General features: G+C 62.6%; 17 protein-coding genes. 11 read left to right on the forward strand and 6 right to left on the reverse strand.

Going from position 1 to position 17293, the window contains the following annotated elements:
* Nucleotides 1–86 precede the first annotated feature (86 nt).
* Together VLA07_RS19140 and VLA07_RS19145 are read right to left on the reverse strand one after the other, a co-directional pair.
* Complete coding sequence (locus VLA07_RS19140; protein WP_027613692.1) at nt 87–1034, reverse strand: FecR domain-containing protein; 948 nt, start codon at nt 1032–1034, stop codon at nt 87–89.
* Complete coding sequence (locus VLA07_RS19145; protein ID WP_027613691.1) at nt 1031–1540, reverse strand: sigma-70 family RNA polymerase sigma factor; 510 nt, start codon at nt 1538–1540, stop codon at nt 1031–1033. Before VLA07_RS19145 ends, VLA07_RS19140 begins: the two co-directional genes overlap by 4 nt.
* 295 nt (nt 1541–1835) lie before the next feature.
* Between VLA07_RS19145 and VLA07_RS19150 the strand changes: the two genes are divergently transcribed.
* From VLA07_RS19150 to VLA07_RS19165, 4 genes are all read left to right on the forward strand, one after another.
* Entirely contained in the window at nt 1836–3554 is a 1719-nt protein-coding gene (locus VLA07_RS19150; RefSeq protein ID WP_150368417.1) for a hydrogenase maturation protein, read from the forward strand.
* A 308-nt stretch (nt 3555–3862) separates the two neighbouring features.
* Nucleotides 3863–4726, forward strand: a complete 864-nt coding sequence (locus VLA07_RS19155; protein ID WP_045122483.1) for a LysR family transcriptional regulator — start codon at nt 3863–3865, stop codon at nt 4724–4726.
* Between the two features lie 112 nt (nt 4727–4838).
* Nucleotides 4839–5984 carry a sterol desaturase/SRPBCC family protein gene (locus VLA07_RS19160; RefSeq protein WP_027613688.1) on the forward strand — a complete coding sequence of 382 codons (1146 nt, stop codon included), beginning with the start codon at nt 4839–4841 and terminating at the stop codon, nt 5982–5984.
* Nucleotides 5981–7051 (forward strand): SMP-30/gluconolactonase/LRE family protein, encoded by a 1071-nt coding sequence (locus VLA07_RS19165; protein ID WP_027613687.1) that lies wholly within the window; start codon nt 5981–5983, stop codon nt 7049–7051. Before VLA07_RS19160 ends, VLA07_RS19165 begins: the two co-directional genes overlap by 4 nt.
* Before the next feature lie 107 nt (nt 7052–7158).
* On the opposite strand, the gene VLA07_RS19170 is transcribed toward VLA07_RS19165, so the two are convergent.
* Nucleotides 7159–7323, reverse strand: coding sequence for a hypothetical protein (locus tag VLA07_RS19170; RefSeq protein WP_166495921.1), 165 nt, complete (start codon nt 7321–7323; stop codon nt 7159–7161).
* Between the two features lie 109 nt (nt 7324–7432).
* The gene (locus tag VLA07_RS19175) at nt 7433–7675 is read right to left on the reverse strand and encodes a DUF465 domain-containing protein (protein WP_042559423.1); all 243 of its coding nucleotides are present in this window, start codon (nt 7673–7675) and stop codon (nt 7433–7435) included.
* Between the two features lie 203 nt (nt 7676–7878).
* On the opposite strand from VLA07_RS19175, the gene VLA07_RS19180 reads away from it, so the two are divergent.
* Nucleotides 7879–8400, forward strand: a complete 522-nt coding sequence (locus tag VLA07_RS19180) for a DUF4142 domain-containing protein (protein WP_097087254.1) — start codon at nt 7879–7881, stop codon at nt 8398–8400.
* A 62-nt stretch (nt 8401–8462) separates the two neighbouring features.
* On the opposite strand, the gene VLA07_RS19185 is transcribed toward VLA07_RS19180, so the two are convergent.
* On the reverse strand, nt 8463–8732 hold the full coding sequence (locus tag VLA07_RS19185; protein WP_027613684.1) for a hypothetical protein: 270 nt from the start codon (nt 8730–8732) through the stop codon (nt 8463–8465).
* Between the two features lie 250 nt (nt 8733–8982).
* Here VLA07_RS19185 and VLA07_RS19190 point away from each other — a divergent pair, with 250 nt between their 5' ends.
* Genes VLA07_RS19190 through VLA07_RS19215 form a run of 6 tightly spaced genes read left to right on the forward strand, consistent with a single transcriptional unit; the run spans nt 8983 to nt 14410 of the window.
* The gene (locus VLA07_RS19190; protein ID WP_096796830.1) at nt 8983–9834 is read left to right on the forward strand and encodes an STAS domain-containing protein; all 852 of its coding nucleotides are present in this window, start codon (nt 8983–8985) and stop codon (nt 9832–9834) included.
* A gap of 4 nt (nt 9835–9838) precedes the next feature.
* The gene (locus tag VLA07_RS19195; protein WP_007912539.1) at nt 9839–10201 is read left to right on the forward strand and encodes an STAS domain-containing protein; all 363 of its coding nucleotides are present in this window, start codon (nt 9839–9841) and stop codon (nt 10199–10201) included.
* A complete protein-coding gene (locus VLA07_RS19200) occupies nt 10198–10602 on the forward strand; it encodes an anti-sigma regulatory factor (RefSeq protein ID WP_027613681.1) in 405 nt (134 codons plus the stop codon). Before VLA07_RS19195 ends, VLA07_RS19200 begins: the two co-directional genes overlap by 4 nt.
* On the forward strand, nt 10599–11609 hold the full coding sequence (locus VLA07_RS19205; RefSeq protein WP_150368451.1) for an ATP-binding protein: 1011 nt from the start codon (nt 10599–10601) through the stop codon (nt 11607–11609). Before VLA07_RS19200 ends, VLA07_RS19205 begins: the two co-directional genes overlap by 4 nt.
* Nucleotides 11602–12477: a sensor histidine kinase gene (locus VLA07_RS19210; protein ID WP_103367863.1), complete on the forward strand. Its 876-nt coding sequence runs from the start codon at nt 11602–11604 to the stop codon at nt 12475–12477. Before VLA07_RS19205 ends, VLA07_RS19210 begins: the two co-directional genes overlap by 8 nt.
* Nucleotides 12467–14410 (forward strand): response regulator, encoded by a 1944-nt coding sequence (locus VLA07_RS19215; RefSeq protein ID WP_333990550.1) that lies wholly within the window; start codon nt 12467–12469, stop codon nt 14408–14410. The genes VLA07_RS19210 and VLA07_RS19215 overlap by 11 nt, the downstream gene beginning before the upstream one ends.
* A 195-nt stretch (nt 14411–14605) precedes the next feature.
* Here the strand turns inward: VLA07_RS19215 and VLA07_RS19220 are convergent, their stop codons facing one another.
* A complete protein-coding gene (locus VLA07_RS19220) occupies nt 14606–17239 on the reverse strand; it encodes an excinuclease ABC subunit UvrA (protein WP_333990551.1) in 2634 nt (877 codons plus the stop codon).
* Between the last annotated feature and the right edge of the window lie 54 nt (nt 17240–17293).

Genomic DNA, 17293 nt, shown 5'->3' on the forward strand with positions numbered 1-17293 from the left:
GGCTTCCCTGTTGAAGGCGTCTGCAGGGAATGAGCAGCGGGCCGGCGCTTTTTATAGGGCGGCGATTAGGCCAAGAAGTTATGACGCTATAACCGCGCGCCGATGCTGACCCAATAGGGGTTGTGCCAAGTGACGCGGATCGGCAGCGAGCGCTCCAGCAGTTGCAGGGTGCGGTCACTGTCATCGAGCGGATAGAGGCCGCTCAGGCGCAGATCGGCCACTTCGGGACTCAGGTGCAGAATGCCCCGGCGGTAGCGGCGCAGGCTGTCGATCACTTCACTCAGCGGCCGGTCGCGCACTTCCAGACGACCTTGCACCCATGCGCTTTCCTGACCGTTGCTGCGTTCGAGGGCGAGAATGTCCTGGGCGTTGAACAGCAGACTTTCCCCCGCCTCCACCACTTGCCGCGCACCGCCGGCAGTGACCGCTTCGACCTGCGAATGCAGCATCACCAGCCGCGTAGAATCGTCGCCCTGTTGCACCAGAAATTTCGTCCCTAGCGCCCGCATCCGCCCATGTTCGGTCTCGACCACGAACGGCCGCGCGGGATCCTTGGCGACGTCCACCAGCAACTCACCCGAGCGCAACGCCAGCAAGCGTTGAGTCGCATCGAATCGCGCCACCACCCGCGTCCGCGCATTCAGGCTCAGCGCACTGCCATCCTCCAGGGTGAAATCGCGCCGCTCGCCGGTGCCGGTCGCCAACTCCCCCACTTCCGGCAGCCAGCCATAGCGGCGCCCGAGCAGACCGGCCAGCACCGCGATGCCGAGCACGCTCAAGCTGCCACTGACAAAGCGCCGCCGGCTCGACGGCGCATTCAGGCTGTGCAGCAGACTGTTGCGCGGCAGCCCGCGCAAGGTCGGATTACGCAGCAGGTTAAGGCCGCCGCCCATTTGCTCGATGATCCGCTGGTGCCTCGGGTCAGCCGCGCGCCACGCTTCGAACGCCGCACGCTCGCCAGCGCTGGCCTCGCCGGACTGCAACAGCGCCATCCACTGCGCCGCCTCGTCGATCACCGCTTCGTCCGGCCTCATGCCTGCATCGCCTGATAGCAACGCTTGAAGGCCTCGACCATGTACTGCTGCACCCGGCTGGTGGAAACCCCCAGCCGTTCGCCGATTTCGCTGTAGGTCAAACCGTCGAGCTGATGGTAGAGAAACGCGGCTTTGGCCTTGGCCGACAAGCCATTGAGCAAGCGATCGACCGCCAGCAGCGCCTCGATCACCAGTGCGCGTTCTTCCGGTGATGGATGCACCGGTTCCGGCGCCAGCGCCAGGCTTTCCAGATAGGCGCGTTCCAGGTCCTGGCGGCGCCAGCCTTCATAGACCAGCCGCCGGGCGATGGTGGTCAGCAGCGCCCGCGGCTCGCGAATGGCGCTCGGGTCCGGCAAGGCCAGCACCCGTAAAAAGGTTTCCGAGGCGATGTCCTGTGCGCTGTGCGGGCAACCCAGCGTGCGGCCAACGGCGGCGCACAGCCAGCGATAGTCCTTTTGGAACATGTGCCCAATCATCCGGTAATGCGGGTTCTGAACATCACCCATGCCTTGCTCCCTGAAACGGGTCCCACCCGCTGCGAAAAACCATCGTTCTGCCGGGATCGTCCGGCTCTTGATCAGGCGCGACTGTGCAATAGCGTTGCGGACATTTGAAGTAATTAAAAATCAGGATAAGCAAACCTTTGAGAATAAGGCGCTCCGTCGCCGCAGAAATATTGACTGACACAACGTTGACCCTGATCAGTTGCCAGCGCGCAGCCACTCTCTAATCTGCGCGCTTCATCGAACGCCAAGGACGGCTCACCGGGAGCCCGCGGCTATCCCTTCAAGGAAGAAAACCATGCGATCACTGAAGATTATTCTGCTGTCATCGGCCTTCAACGGCCTGACCCAACGTGCCTGGCTGGAACTGCGTCAGGCCGGGCACTCGCCCAGCGTCGTGGTGTTCACCGACGAGGCGTCGGTGTGCGAACAGATCGAACACAGCGGCGCCGATCTGGTGATCTGCCCGTTCCTCAAGGACCGCGTACCGCAGGCGTTGTGGAGCAATGCGCGGCGCCCGGTGGTGATCATCCACCCGGGCATCGTCGGCGATCGTGGTGCCAGCGCGCTGGACTGGGCGATCACCAACGAACTCACACGCTGGGGCGTGACCGCGCTGCAAGCGGTGGAAGAAATGGACGCCGGCCCGGTCTGGGCCACCTGCGAATTCAATCTGCCGTCGGGCTTGCGCAAGTCCGAGCTGTACAACGGGCGGGTCAGCGATGCGGCGATTCGCTGCATTCGCGAAGTGGTCGAGAAGTTCATCGACGGCTTCGTTCCGGTCGCACTGGATTACACCGACCCAAAAGTCCGGGGGCGCTTGCAGCCAAACATGAAGCAGGACGACCGCACCTTCAGCTGGCACGACTGCTCGCGCTTCATCAAACGCTGCATCGACGCCGCTGACGGCCAGCCCGGGGTCTTGGCAAGCCTGGCCGGCGGGCAGTATTACGTGTACGACGCGCACCTCGATCAGCGCACCGGCATTCCCGGCAAGATCCTCGCGGTGCATGACGACGCGGTGCTGGTCGCCACCGGCGATCACAGCCTGTGGATCGGCTCGTTGCGACGCAAACCACTGCCCGGCGAAGAGACCTTCAAGCAACCGGCGCGGCATGTGCTGGCCGGGCAACTGGACGGCGTGCCGACCCTCGACTGGTCGATCGCCAGCGAGCCGTTCAACGACGAGGCCTATCAGCCGATCCGCTACCGCGAATCCGGGCATGTCGGCGAGCTGACTTTCGAGTTCTACAACGGCGCGATGAGCACCGAACAGTGCCAGCGCATGGTTGAAGCGCTGCGCTGGGCCAAGTCTCGGGACACTCGCGTGCTGTTGATCAAGGGCGGGCGCGGCAGCTTCTCCAACGGCGTGCACCTGAACGTGATCCAGGCGGCGCAGGACCCGGGCGCTGAAGCCTGGGCGAATATTCAGGCAATCGACGATGTCTGCGCCGAACTGCTCAGCGCGCGGCAACTGGTGGTCAGCGGCGTGACCGGCAATGCCGGGGCTGGCGGCGTGATGCTCGCACTGGCTGCTGACATCGTGTTTGCCCGCGCGGACATCGTGCTCAATCCGCATTACAAGAGCATGGGCCTGTATGGCTCGGAATACTGGACCTACAGCCTGCCGCGCGCCGTCGGCCCGGCGATGGCCGAGCAACTGACCCAGGCCTGCCTGCCGGTCAGTGCCACGCAGGCGCTGCAGCTGGGCATGGTCCAGGAAATCGGCCCGCGCTGCCCGGATGAGTTTTCCTTGTGGTTGCTGCAACGGGCCAACGCGGCACTGACCGACCCGACCTACGCTGCCGTGCGCGAGCGCAAGTTGCGGGTTGATCAGGTGCTGATCCAGCAATGTCGGGAAAGCGAACTGCAAGAGATGCAGGAAGACATGCTCTACAACCGCAATCAGTTTGCCGAGAAGTGCAGCCACTTCGTCTACAAGCGCAAGGCCTGCGGCACGCCGGCGCGATTGGTCGAGGAATGGGCGCGGGTGCGCAAGGTTGAGTTGGCGGGTTGAGCTTCACCGCCACTACGGCCTCATCGCTGGCAAGCCAGACTCCCACAGGTTACTGCGGCGCTCACAGAACTTGTGAGCGACATAAAACCTGTGGGAGCTGGCTTGCCAGCGATGGCGGTGGGTCAGGCAATGCTGGTTTGGCAGCCAGACACCATTCGCGAGCAGGCTCGCTCCCACAGGATTTCGGGTCGTTCGCGAAATCGATGGGCCAGCGCAGGACCCTGTGGGAGTGAGCCCGCTCGCGATGAACGATGACGCGGTGGCGAGCCGGCACTTACAATGCCCGCACCTCAGACACCGGCCCGCCCATGGACATCGACCTCGCCCGCACCTTTCTGGAAATCGTCCGTCACGGCAGCCTCGCGGCGGCGGCGCAGAAGCTGTTCGTCACGCAGACGGCGATCACCGCCCGGGTGCAGAAACTCGAAAGTCAGCTGGGCAGTACGCTGTTCGTGCGCAACCGCGCCGGGGCGAAACTGACCGCAAACGGTGAGGCCTTCGTGGTCTACGCCAATCAACTGGTGCAGACCTGGGAAGCCGCGCGGCGCGACCTGCCACTGCTGGACGGCTATCACAACGTGCTGCACATCGGCGGCGAAGTCAGCCTGTGCAACCCGTTGATGCTCAGCTGGGCCGCCGAACTGCGCGAGAAGATTCCCGGCCACGCCCTGCGCATGGAAATCCGCGACGGCGAAAACCTGCTGCGCCAACTCGAACTCGGCGTGCTCGATGCCGCGCTGGTCTATCAGCCGGAATACTGGCCCGGCCTGCAAGTCGAGCAGGTGCTGGAAGAAAAACTGATTCTGGTGCGTGCGCCGAACCGCCCGGATCCCTATGTCTACATCGACTGGGGGCCGGATTTTCGTCGCCAGCACGACGCCGCACTGCCGGACAAGGCCAAAGCCGCGCTGAGTTTCAACCTCGGCCCGTTGGCCCTGCAATACATCCTCGAACATGGCGGCAGTGGCTACTTCCGTACCCGTGTGGTGCGCAGCTATCTGGAAACCGGCGCACTGGAAGCGGTCACCAAAGCCCCGGAATTCGGCTATCCAACCTATCTGGTGTATGCCCGCGAGCGCGACTCGGCGACGCTGCAACAGGCGTTCGATCTGCTGCGCCAGGTAATCGCCACCGATGACGACTGGTCGCAACGCTGGAACCCGTTGAGCTGAGTCGGCCGCTTTACACCGGAGCATGGCGCAAGTGCCGCCAAGGTGCGGCCTGCACAAACGACCGAATCGGCTAATCTGCCGGGTATAACAACAATACCCGCAGGTGAACGCAGTGAGGCAGACCACCGAGGCATTCCGCAGCCGCTATCGCGCGGCCATTCATCCGTTGTACAACCCGTGGCTGCACGGCGCCTTCGTGCTGCTGTTTGGCGTGCTGGCGATCGGCGCCTTCTGGAGCAGCGCGCATCAGGTGCAGCCGCTGGAATGGCTGAGCGTGCCGCTGACCCTGCTGCTGTTCAACTTTGGCGTGTACATGGTTCATCGCCATCTCGGTCACCACAAAAAGACTTTCGCCAAGCTGTTCTATGCCCGGCATGCGGGCGACCATCACAGCTTTTTCACCCCCGGCCACATGACGTATGACGGTGCCCGCGACTGGCGGGTGATTCTGTTTCCAGCCTGGCTGATCGTCGTGCATACGCTGGTTTTCACCCTGCCGCTGTGGTGGCTGCTCGCGCAGTTCAACACCAATGTCGCCGGGCTGTTCGGCGGCTGCATGGTGCTGGGTTATCTGACCTACGAAGTGTTTCACGCCTGCGAGCATCTACCGCCGAATAATCCGCTGACCCACCTGCCGTGGATCCGCCAGATGCGTCATCTGCACGAACTGCATCACCGTCGCGAGCGCATGCAGGAGCGTAATTTCAATATCGTTTTTCCGCTGATGGATTACCTGTTCGGCACCCTGTACTGGGAACCGCCACCCGCCCCGTTGCGCTATTCGAGATCGCCCATGACCCGCATGCAGCACCAGATCGATATCGCCGGCGAACCGATCGCCGTGCTCCGCTACGCCGCCAGCGTCAACCACTGGCCCGAGTGGCACCCGTCGTCGCTGAAAATCGACGGCCCGCAAGGCCCGCTGCATGCCGGCGCGCGTTTCGAAGAAGACATTCATGCCGGCGGGCGCGCCGGCCATTTGCGCTGGGAGGTCACCGAGTATCTGCCCGGTCGCCGCTGGTGCGCCAAGGCGCGGGGCGATCATGGCTTGTCGCTGTTGCTGACCTACGAGTGCGCGGCGCAAGGCGACGGCACGCGGTTCGTGCGCACTCTGGATTACCGGTTCGATGGCCTTGGCATGCGCCTGGCCAATCTGCTGCTGCTCAAGCGCCGTATCGAGCGGGAATCGGCGACCTCGATGCAGGCCCTGCGCGACATGGCGCTCAGGCACCTGACGCTGACGGGGCACCTTTCATGAAGCGTCTGCTGTTATTGCTGGTGATCCTCGTCATCGCGTTTCTGCTGCTGATGCCGACCAAGGTGCAGCCGGTGGCGTGGAAACCGCCAGCGGCGCCGTCACTGAACGAAGGGGTCTACGCGGAAAACCAGCGGCTCAAGGCCGTCGAACAGGTTGGCCCGAGCGACATCGACGGCCCCGAAGCACTGCTGCTGGAGGGCGATTACCTGATCACTGGCCTGCATGACGGGCGACTGATCCGCACGAGCCTCGATGGCAAGGAGCGCAAGGTGCTGAGCGACACTGGCGGCCGGCCGCTGGGCCTGGCGCGGCATCCCAATGGTTTGCTGGTGATTGCCGACGGGGTCAAGGGTCTGCTGTCGCTCGACGCCCAGGGTCAGTTGATTCCTCTGACCACCGAGGCCAATGGCCTGCCTTTCGGTTTTACCGACGACGTGGCGATCGACAAGTCCGGGCACTACGCCTATTTCAGCGATGCCAGCAGCCGCTGGGGCTACGGGCATGACGGTGAGGCGATCATTGAACATGGCGGTGACGGGCGCCTGCTGCGCTATGACTTTCAGACCGGCAAGACCAGCGTGCTGCTGGACAAACTGCAGTTTGCCAACGGCGTGACCCTCGGCCCGGATGACGCTTATGTGCTGGTCAATGAAACCGGCGCCTACCGCATCAGTCGTTACTGGCTGACGGGGCCCAAGGCCGGTACCCATGACCTGTTCATCGACAACCTGCCCGGCCTGCCGGACAACCTCGCGTTCAATGGCAGCAACCGCTTCTGGGTCGCGCTGTACGCGCCGCGCAGTGCCTTGCTCGATGGGACCGCCGGGCATCCGCGGGTGCGCAAGATGATCGTGCGCGCGCTGACGGTGCTGCCAAAACCGGTGGAGAAACGCGGGTTCGTCCTGGGGCTGGATCTTGAGGGCAAGGTGATCGCCAATCTGCAGGACGCCAGCAGCGGCAATTACTCGCCGATCACCACAGCGCGCGAGTATGGGGACTGGTTGTATCTGGGGTCGCTGAAGGCTACGCACATGGCGCGATTGCCGTTGGCGGACGCGTTGAAGTGAGCCTGCTGGTTTTGTGTTAGATCAACTGACGTCATCGCGAGCAGGCTCACTCCTACAGTTGACCGCATTCCAACTGTAGGAGCGAGCCTGCTCGCGATAGCGGACTGTCAGTTACCGGATCTGTCGAACTTGTCCGGATCTTCGTCTTCAGGAAGATCTTCGTCCGGCTCTTCGGGAAAAGTGGTGGTGTGCGCCGGGCTGTTGGGCTCAGGGTGAGTGGGAACCGGGTCGAAACCGCCCTGCTCTTCACTGGGGAATCTGGGTGTGTTCATGTGGCACCTCGCAGAGAGTCGCTGAATGGAGACTCTGAACATTCGAGGTGCCGAGGGTGGTTGTCGTTCCAATCAATCCGCAACCGTGGGTCGGCGGATCATCCAGGAATCAGGACGGTGCCTGTAAATGGCTGACAATTTCGTCCTTGACCTTCAGACGCTTCTCTTTGAGTTTTTTCAATGCGTCGTCGCTGGGGGCGTCCGAGGTGGCCGTTTCGGCCTTGACCACGTCGGCGTCAGCCTGGGAATACTTGTTGATCAGTGAATCCAGTCGTGGATCCTGGGTGCGTTTTTGCTGGATCTCTTCCTTCGTGCAGCTCAAGTCCTGAAACAGGTCATGGGGAACCGGCATGGAACACCTCCGTCAGTTGATCGGCAGCCGACGCGACCGATGCGTCAGCCCCTATCAGAATGGCCTTGGTTGAGAGGTTCTGTCGACCACCTGTCAGACCAGCGGTTGCCGTTCGTCGCCCTGTCGGAAACGCGATCAAACCTTTTTCCGCTGTGCTCCCTCCATTGCATAACGTCAACAAAAACCTGTGTGGAGATACATCAATGGACGGATTCAACCTGCGTCATCTCGTTCTGGCTGTCGCTCTGAGCAGCGGCATGGGCAGTGCCTTCGCCGCCACCTCGAACGACTTCGTCGACAATGCCGCTGCCGGTGGCATCGCGGAGATCGAGACCAGCCGCCTCGCCCTGGAAAAAAGTCAGTCAGCCGACATCAAGGCGTTCGCCAACATGATGATCACCGACCACAGCAAGGCCAACGATGAACTGGCCAGCATTGCCAAGGCCAATGACATCGAAGTCCCGGACACCACGACGTTGGTCAAACAGGCCAAGGAAAAGATCCTCGACATGCGCGATGAATCCTTCGACGCGGCCTACGCCAACAACCAGGTCAAGGCCCACGAAGAAACCATCGAGCTGTTCAAAAAAGAGGCCAACACCGTCACCGACGACAAAGTCAAAGGCGCCCCCGAACTAAAGGCCTTCGCACAGAAAATGTTGCCGGCGCTGGAAAAACACCTGACCGCGGCCAAAGAGCTGCAAGCCAAGCACCCGAGCAAGTAACCCGGGCGCTGTACAGCAAAAGGCCGCATCGATAAATGCGGCCTTTTGTCGTTTCAGCGAGATCAACCGCCGTCAGTATCGATGTCGGCATCGGTTTCTTCACCGGGCTTCGGACGATCGGGCTCAGGTTCGAAACCGGGGCTGAACTCGTTGTCGTTGTCGGTGTGTTTGTTCTTCTGATCCACCGCAGGGTCAGCGCTCTGGACTTGTTCGCCCTCGCCCTTCGGCGGGATTGGCGAGCTCTGCCCCGGCACTTGCGGATCGATGGCCGGGTCGTTGCGATTGATCGGTTCGGCGTCCGGTTTCTGCTGCTGTTGCGATTGCTCGTTCATAGCCACCTCGTTTTTCAATGCTGGCGCGACTCAGACCCGTCGGCCTTGTATATTCGAAGCCGCTACGGTGCCAACGTTCAAAACATCGCTGGTTTGAAGGGCGCCGACTAGAGTTACCGGGGCATTGCTTGCGCCGGATCAAAAATATCCTTGCGCACCTGAACAACTATTTTGAACGGCAAAGGTCACTGACTTCGCACCGGTCACTTTTTACAGAACCGGCCCCAATACGCTACGGAGCAACAGGCACATGGCAGCACTGCAGAACAGCACATTCGATGCGATGAAAAACAAACAACCACAACTGCTGAGCGAATGGATCAACGGCCTGGAAGCCAGCGGCGCCACCCGCAACCTCAAAGACCATGACCTGCAACAGCAGACCAGCGAATTCCTGCAACTGGTGATCAATGGCCTGCAGGATGACAACGGCACCAACATCAATGCGCCGGGTTGGGAAGCCACCCGCCAGTTCCTCGAAAAGCTCTCCCACAGCCGTGCCCAGCTCGGTCAGGATTCGCAACAGACTGCCAGTTTCATCTTCGCCCTGAAGGGCCCGCTGTTTGCCCTGCTGCAAGCGCACTATAAAGAACAGCCAGCGCTGCTCGCCGAACAACTCTGGGAAATCTCCGAACTGTTCGACGCCTTCGGCATGCACACCATCCGTACCTTCCAGAAGTCCCGTGAAGCGGTGATCAAACGCCAACAGGAAGAACTGCTGGAGCTCTCCACGCCGGTGGTCAAACTGTGGGACGGCGTCCTGGCGCTGCCGATGATCGGCACCCTCGACTCGCAACGCACTCAAGTGGTGATGGAGTCCTTGCTGCAACGCATCGTCGACACCGGTTCGGAAATCGCCATCATCGACATCACCGGCGTCCCCACCGTCGACACCCTGGTCGCGCAGCACCTGCTGAAAACCGTGACCGCGATTCGTCTGATGGGTGCCGACTGCATCATCAGCGGCGTGCGTCCGCAAATCGCCCAGACCATCGTCCACCTGGGCCTCGACCTGCAAGGCGTGGTGACCAAGGCCAATCTGGCCGACGCACTGAAGCTCGCCCTCTCCCGCCTGGGCATCAGCCTCGGCAAAGCGGTCTGAGCCGATGGAACGTATCCCGATTCTTCAAATGGGCAAGTTTCTGCTGGTGACCATTCAGGTCGACATGCATGACCAACTCGCCCTCACCTTGCAGGACGACTTGTCCGAGCGCATCAGCAAGACCTCGGCGCGTGGTGTGCTGATCGACATCTCGGCGCTGGACATGGTCGACTCGTTCATTGGCCGGATGATCAGCACGATCTCCGGGCTGTCGAAAATCATGGACGCCGAAACCATGCTGGTCGGCATGCAGCCGGCCGTGGCGATCACCCTGGTCGAACTCGGCCTGACCCTGCCCGGCGTCAGCACCGCACTGAATGTCGAGCGCGGGATGAAACTGCTGCAGGAACGAGTAGACCGGCAATGACCGTACGCAGCAGCGGTACTCAACCCATCCATATCGAGCAGGATGTCGTGCTCGCACGCCAGACCGCCCGCAAACTCGCCACCGAATGCGGCATGCGCCTGATCGACCTGACCAAAATGGTCACGGCGGTCAGCGAGCTGGCCCGCAACACCATGGTGTACGGCGGCGGCGGCGACATGGACTGGCAGATTCTCGATGAAGATCACAAGGTCGGTCTGCGCTTGACGTTCCGTGACGAAGGCCCCGGTATTGCCGATATCAAACTGGCGATGACCGACGGCTGGACCTCCGGCAGCGGCATGGGCCTGGGCCTGACCGGCGCCAAACGGCTGGTCGAGGAGTTCGAACTGGACACCGCGCCGGGCAAGGGCACGCGAATAACGATCACCCGATGGACATGAATATCACAGGGTCACTGACCCAGGTGCTGCTGATCGAAGACAGCAGTCAGATCGGTCACGCCCGGCGCACCGCGCAACGGCTCGCCGAGCAACACGGTTTTGATGCAACCGATGCCGGACGCGTGGCGCTGGTTGCCACCGAACTGGCCAGCAACGTGCTCAAGCACGCCAGCCGTGGCGAAGTTCACCTGCGCCTGCTGCCGCGCCCCAACGGGTACGGCATCGAGATGCTCGCTGTCGATCGCGCACAGGGCTTTGACCTCGACGCCTGCCTGACTGACGGCTTTTCCACCGGCGGCACCCAAGGTATCGGACTGGGCGCCGTGGCCCGTCAGACCGAAGTGTTTGACGTCCACGCCGACGCCCGTGGCGCGGTGCTACTGGCGCGTTTGTACCCGCGCGGCGACCGTCAACCGGACTTGCGCTACGGCGTCAGCCAGCACTCGCTGCACAACGACCCGGCGTGCGGCGACACCTGGCACCTGGCGTACAACGGCGCGAATGTCAGCGCGCTGATCATCGACGGCCTCGGCCACGGTGAGGATGCCGAACGCGCGGCCAAGGCCGGCGAGCGGGTGTTCGCCGAGACTCCGTTCGCCAGTCCGGTGCTGCTGATGGAGGATATGCACCGCGACATGATCGGCAGCCGTGGCGGCGCCGCCGCGTTCGCCCAGTACAATGCCGCCCGCGATGGCCTGACCTTTACTGGCGTGGGCAACATCGGCGCCAGCCTGATCACCGCCGACAAGTCGCGGGGCCTGGCCTCGCACCCGGGCATCGTCGGCGGCCAATACCGGAAAGCCCAGCCTTTTGACTATGCTCACGTGAACGGACATCTATTGATCATGTACAGCGACGGCTTGCAGTCCCGTTGGAATCTTCAAGACTACCCCGGTCTGGTGCACCGCCATCCTGCCGTGATAGCCAGCGTCCTGCACCGTGACTTCTGTCGCGGGCGCGACGACGTCACGGTACTGGTCGTTGCCCTGGAGGCCGCCCATGGCTGAGTCGCCAATCCTGAATGCCGCCGAACAGGCTGCGCTGATCGCCCGATTGCAGAGCGAGACCGCCGCCCTGCGCGCAGAACTCGACGAGACCAACCAGGGCGTGCTGGCGCTCTACGCCGAACTCGACACCCAGGCGGAAGAACTGAGGCAGGCTTCGGACCTGAAAAGCCGCTTTCTGTCGTACATGAGCCATGAGTTCCGCACCCCGCTCGGCTCGATCCTCAGCATCAACAGCCTGTTGGCCGATGAGCTCGACGGCCCGCTCAGCCCCGAGCAGCACAAGCAGGTGGCGTTCGTCAGCAGCGCCGCCCGCGAACTCAGCGACATGGTCGATGACTTGCTCGATCTGGCGAAGATCGAAGCCGGGCGGATCACTATTTCCCCCGCATGGTTCGACATGTTCGACCTGTTCTCCGCCCTGCGCGGGATGTTCCGGCCGATCGTCGATGCGTCGGCGGTGGACCTGATTTTCGAAGAGCCGGTCGGCCTGCCACGCCTGTACACCGACGACAAAAAACTCGGGCAGATTCTGCGCAACTTCATTTCCAACTCGCTGAAATTCACCACCCGCGGTGAAGTGCGGGTTTCGGCGCGCCTGGAAGGCTCGGACAAAGTACGTTTTGCCGTCAGCGACACCGGGATCGGTATCGCGCCGGAGCTGCACGGTGCATTGTTCGAGGACTTCTCCCAGGTCGACTCGCCGCTGCAGAAACGTCTGCGCGGCACCGGCCTCGGCTTGTCCCTGTGCAAGCGCTTCGCTGCCCTGCTCGGCGGCGAGGTCGGGATGGACAGCACACCGGGGGTCGGCTCGACCTTTTTCGTGATCATTCCGCTGGCGCTCGCCTTGGAGAACGTCGATGAAACGTGACATCCGTCTATTGATCGTCGACGACAACGCCGCCACCCGCTACGCCTTGCGCCGGCGCCTGGAGCGCCATGACTACGAGGTGCTGGAGGCCGGCACCGGCAGCGAAGGCCTGGCGCTGATCGCGAGCGAGCCACTCGATGCGCTGATCCTCGACGTCAACCTGCCGGACATGAGCGGCTTCGACATCGTGCGCATCTTGCGTGCTGATGCACGCACCGCGCTGCTGCCGGTGATCCACGTGTCTGCGGCGTCGATCCAGACCGGGGACATCATCACCGGCCTCGATGCCGGGGCGGATGCCTACCTGATTCACCCGGTAGACCCGGACGTGCTATTGGCGACCCTGCGCACTCTGCTGCGGGTACGCGATACCGAAAACGCGCTGCGCGAGAGTGAGGCCCGCTTCCGCGAGATTTTCGTCAACGTCTCGGCGCCGATTGCCGTGCTCGATGCCAACCTGAAAGTGCATGAATGCAACCACGCCTTCACGCAGATGATTCAGGACAACCGCAACCCGGAAACGCTCAGCGAGTGCTTTGATCAAGACCAAGGCGCGATCCTCAACGAGTTGCGCCTGCGGCTGGTCGATGGCGAGCGCTGGAAAGGCACATTGAACATGCGCGTACAGGGCGAGATCCGCGAAACCGAGTGGCAGATTTCGCCATACCGCACGCCGCAGTTGAGCCTGGTATTCGTCGAAGACGTCACCGAGCATCGCCACCGCGAGCGCTCGCACCTGGCACAGCTGGACGACACCACCACACAACTGGCCAAGGAAGTCGCCGAGCGGGTGCGCGCCGAATCGCAGTTGCTGCAAGTGCAGAAGATGGACGCACTGGGCAAGCTCACCGGAGGCATCGCCCACGACTTCAACAATCTGCTGACCGGGATCATCACCAGCCTCGAACTGATCCAGAAACGCATGGCCGATGCGCGTCCGGACAAGGTGCAGTTCTACGCCGAAGCCGCACTGAATTCGGCGATGAGTGCGGCGTCCCTCACTCATCGTCTGCTGGCCTTCGCCCGCCAACAGCCACTGGATACCCGGCCGGTGGACATCAACGAGCAGGTGCGCTCGCTGGAAGAATTGCTGATGCGCACCATCGGCGAACGCATCACTCTCAAGCTTCAACTGACCAACAAACCGGCGATTGCCCTGGTCGATCCCGTGCAGCTGGAAAGCGCGGTGCTGAATCTGGTCATCAATGCCCGGGATGCGCTGCCCCGAGGCGGCAATATCTGGGTCAACACCTATGCCGCGTATTCCCACGGCGACCCGAACTTGGCCGATGGTGCGTATGTCGCGCTGTCGGTGCGCGATGACGGCACCGGTATCGAGCACAGTGTGATCGACAAGGTGTTCGACCCGTTCTTCACCACCAAACCGCTGGGCCAGGGTACTGGTCTGGGGTTGTCGACGATCTACGGTTTCGCCCGCCAGTCCGGTGGCGATGCGCACATCCGCAGCGTCGCACGGCGTGGCACCGAAGTGACCATCATGCTGCCGGCGACGAACGACCCGACCGGGGCTGACATCCCGGCGCCGAAGGTTGATCCCCAGGGCGCCGGTGAGCATGTCCTGATTGTCGAGGACATGCCGGCAGTCCGCATGTTTGTCACCGAAGTGCTGGAAGACGCGGGTTACCGCTGCACGCAGGCGGCGGATATCGAAACCGCGCTGGAGCGCTTGCAGAATGATCCGACGATCGACCTGCTGCTGAGCGACGTCGGTCTGCCGCGCATGAGCGGCCGGGAACTGGCCGATGTAGCGCGGGGCTGGCGTGAAAGCCTGCCGATTCTGTTCATGACCGGTTATGCCGAGACCGCGATCAATCGCCAGGTGTTCCTCGGCAGCGGCATGGAAATGCTGGTCAAACCGTTCCAGATCAGCGAACTGCTGGACAAGGTCCGCCGCACGCTTGATGGTGCCTGACACACCGCCATCAGGTTGCTCGGTTGAGAACACAGACCCTGTAGGAGTGAGCCTGCTCGCGATGGCGTCAGGTCAGTCAATTCATTTCTGGCTGACACTCCGCTATCGCGAGCAGGCTCACTCCTACAAGGGATTGCGGTGTGACATCTTCCGAGTACACCGCAGCCCCCTGTGGGGCCAGTAGGAACGGCGTCGCTATCGGCTCAAGGCCCGGGCCAGAAACGGCGCGGTTCGGCTCTTTTTGCTCGCGGCAACTTTCTGCGGCGTGCCGGCGGCGACGATTTTGCCGCCCTGATCACCAGCCCCCGGGCCGATGTCGATCACCCAATCACTCTGCGCCACCACGCGCATTTCATGCTCGACGACGATCACCGTGTGCCCCGCCGTGACCAGGTTGTCCAACTGCTCCAGTAGCCGATCGACATCGCGCGGATGCAGTCCGGTGGTCGGTTCATCCAGCACATACAGGGTCGCGCCGCGCTGATTGCGCTGCAGCTCAGTGGCAAGTTTGATCCGTTGCGCCTCACCGCCCGACAACTCGGTGGCAGGTTGGCCGAGCCGCAGATAACCGAGGCCGATGTCACGCAGCACCTCCAGTGAACGACGAATCCCCGGCTGCTCGCTGAACACTTCTACCGCCTCTTCCACGGTCAGTTGCAGCACCTGCGCAATGCTCAAGCCTTGCCACTGAATCGCCAAAGTCTGCGGGTTGTAGCGCGCGCCATGACAGGTCGGGCACGGCGCATACACGCTCGGCATGAACAGCAACTCGACGCTGACAAAACCTTCACCCTCGCAGGTCGGGCAACGACCCTTGGCGACGTTGAAGGAAAACTGCCCGGCGTCATACCCCGCCGCCCGTGCTTCAGGTGTGGCGGCGAACAGTTTGCGCACGTTGTCGAACAGCCCGGTGTAGGTCGCCAGATTCGAACGTGGCGTGCGGCCGATGGGTTTCTGATCGACCTGCACCAGGCGTTTGATCGACTCCAACCCCGCAGTCACCTGACCGCTGCTGGCCTGCGGCGCATCGTCTTCGAGGCTGAGCTCTTCCGGCTCGTCCTCAACCAGCGGCCGCCCGAGTTGCGCGCCGACCAGTTCGAGCAACGCCTGACTGACCAGACTCGACTTGCCCGAACCGGAAACCCCGGTGACCGAGGTGAAGCAGCCCAAGGGAAATTCAGCGCTGAGGTTGTGCAGGTTATTGCGGCTGATGCCATCGAGTTTCAGCCAACCGCTCGGCTTGCGCGCGGTGCGGGTCTGCCGCTGGTTCTCGGCAAACAGATAGGCGCGGGTCTGCGATTCGTCGATCTCGGCCAGCCCGGCCGGAGGGCCGCTGTACAACACCCGCCCACCCTTCTCTCCCGCTGCCGGGCCGACGTCGATCAGCCAGTCGGCGCGGCGCATGGTTTCCAGATCGTGCTCGACCACAAACAGCGTATTGCCGTCGGCCTTCAAGCGCTGCAAGGCTTCGAACAGCGCCTCGCCATCGGCCGGATGCAGACCGGCGGATGGCTCGTCGAGCACGTAGATCACGCCGAACAGTTGCGAGCCCAATTGCGTCGCCAGGCGCAAACGCTGCAACTCGCCGGACGACAACGTCGGCGTGCTGCGCTCCAGCGCCAGATAACCGAGGCCCAGATCGGTCAGGGTGCTGACCCGTTCCAGCAAGTCCTCGGCAATCCGTTGCGCCGCCAGGCGTTTTTCCAGCGACAGGTTTGGCGTGTGGCGTACGTCCGGTGCACTGGCGTGGCCGCTGGCACCGTGGGCCACACGTTGCTGGCGGGCTTCGCGGGTTTGCGCATGGCTGAGGGTTTCGCCGCTTTCTTCGGCCTGCTGCAGATACGTCGCCGCTGCCACTGGCCGCAGTACCTCGGCCACTTGCAGCAACGGCATCTGCGACAGTTCACCGATGTCGTAACCGGCAAAGGTCACCGACAGCGCTTCACGCTTGAGGCGTTTGCCGTCGCACAACGGACACGGACTGCCGAGCATGAACTGCGAAACGCGCTTCTTCATCAGCGCACTTTGCGAATGAGTGAAGGTGTGCAGGATATAACGGCGGGCGCCGGTGAAAGTGCCCTGATAACTCGGTTCCATCTTGCGCTTGAGGGCGACCCGGGTTTCCTCCGGGGTCAGCCCGGCGTACACCGGCACGGTCGGGGTTTCTTCGGTGAACAGAATCCAGTCACGCTGCTTTTTCGGCAGTTTCTTCCAGGGGATGTCGACGTCGATGCCCATGGTCACGAGGATGTCGCGCAGGTTCTGCCCCTGCCACGCCAGCGGCCAGGACGCCACGGCGCGTTGGCGGATGGTCAGGCTCGGATCAGGCACCATCAGCGCCTCCGTCACCTCATAGACCCGGCCCAGACCGTGGCACTCCGGGCACGCGCCTTGCGGGGTGTTCGGCGAGAAGTCCTCGGCGTACAGCATCGGTTGCCCCGGCGGATAACTGCCGGCGCGGGAATAAAGCATGCGGATCAGGCTCGACAAGGTGGTCACGCTGCCCACCGACGACCGCGTGCTCGGCGTTCCGCGCTGTTGTTGCAGGGCCACGGCGGGCGGCAGACCTTCGATGGAATCGACGTCCGGCACCCCGACCTGATCGATCAGTCGCCGCGCATACGGCGCCACCGACTCGAAATAACGCCGCTGGGCTTCGGCGTACAAGGTCGAAAAGGCCAACGACGACTTGCCCGAACCGGATACACCGGTGAACACCACCAGCGCATCGCGGGGGATATCGACGTCGACGTTCTTCAGATTGTGTTCGCGAGCGCCACGCACCCGAACCATGCCGACGGGTGCTTTGGAGGTGCGTTTGGAAGTCATGGGCGGGCCTTGATCGGAAAATGTGAGTCGAACACAAAACATGTGGCGAGGGAG

It is taken from the genome of Pseudomonas sp. S3(2024) (assembly GCF_036861315.1).
Lineage (GTDB): Bacteria > Pseudomonadota > Gammaproteobacteria > Pseudomonadales > Pseudomonadaceae > Aquipseudomonas > Aquipseudomonas putida_A.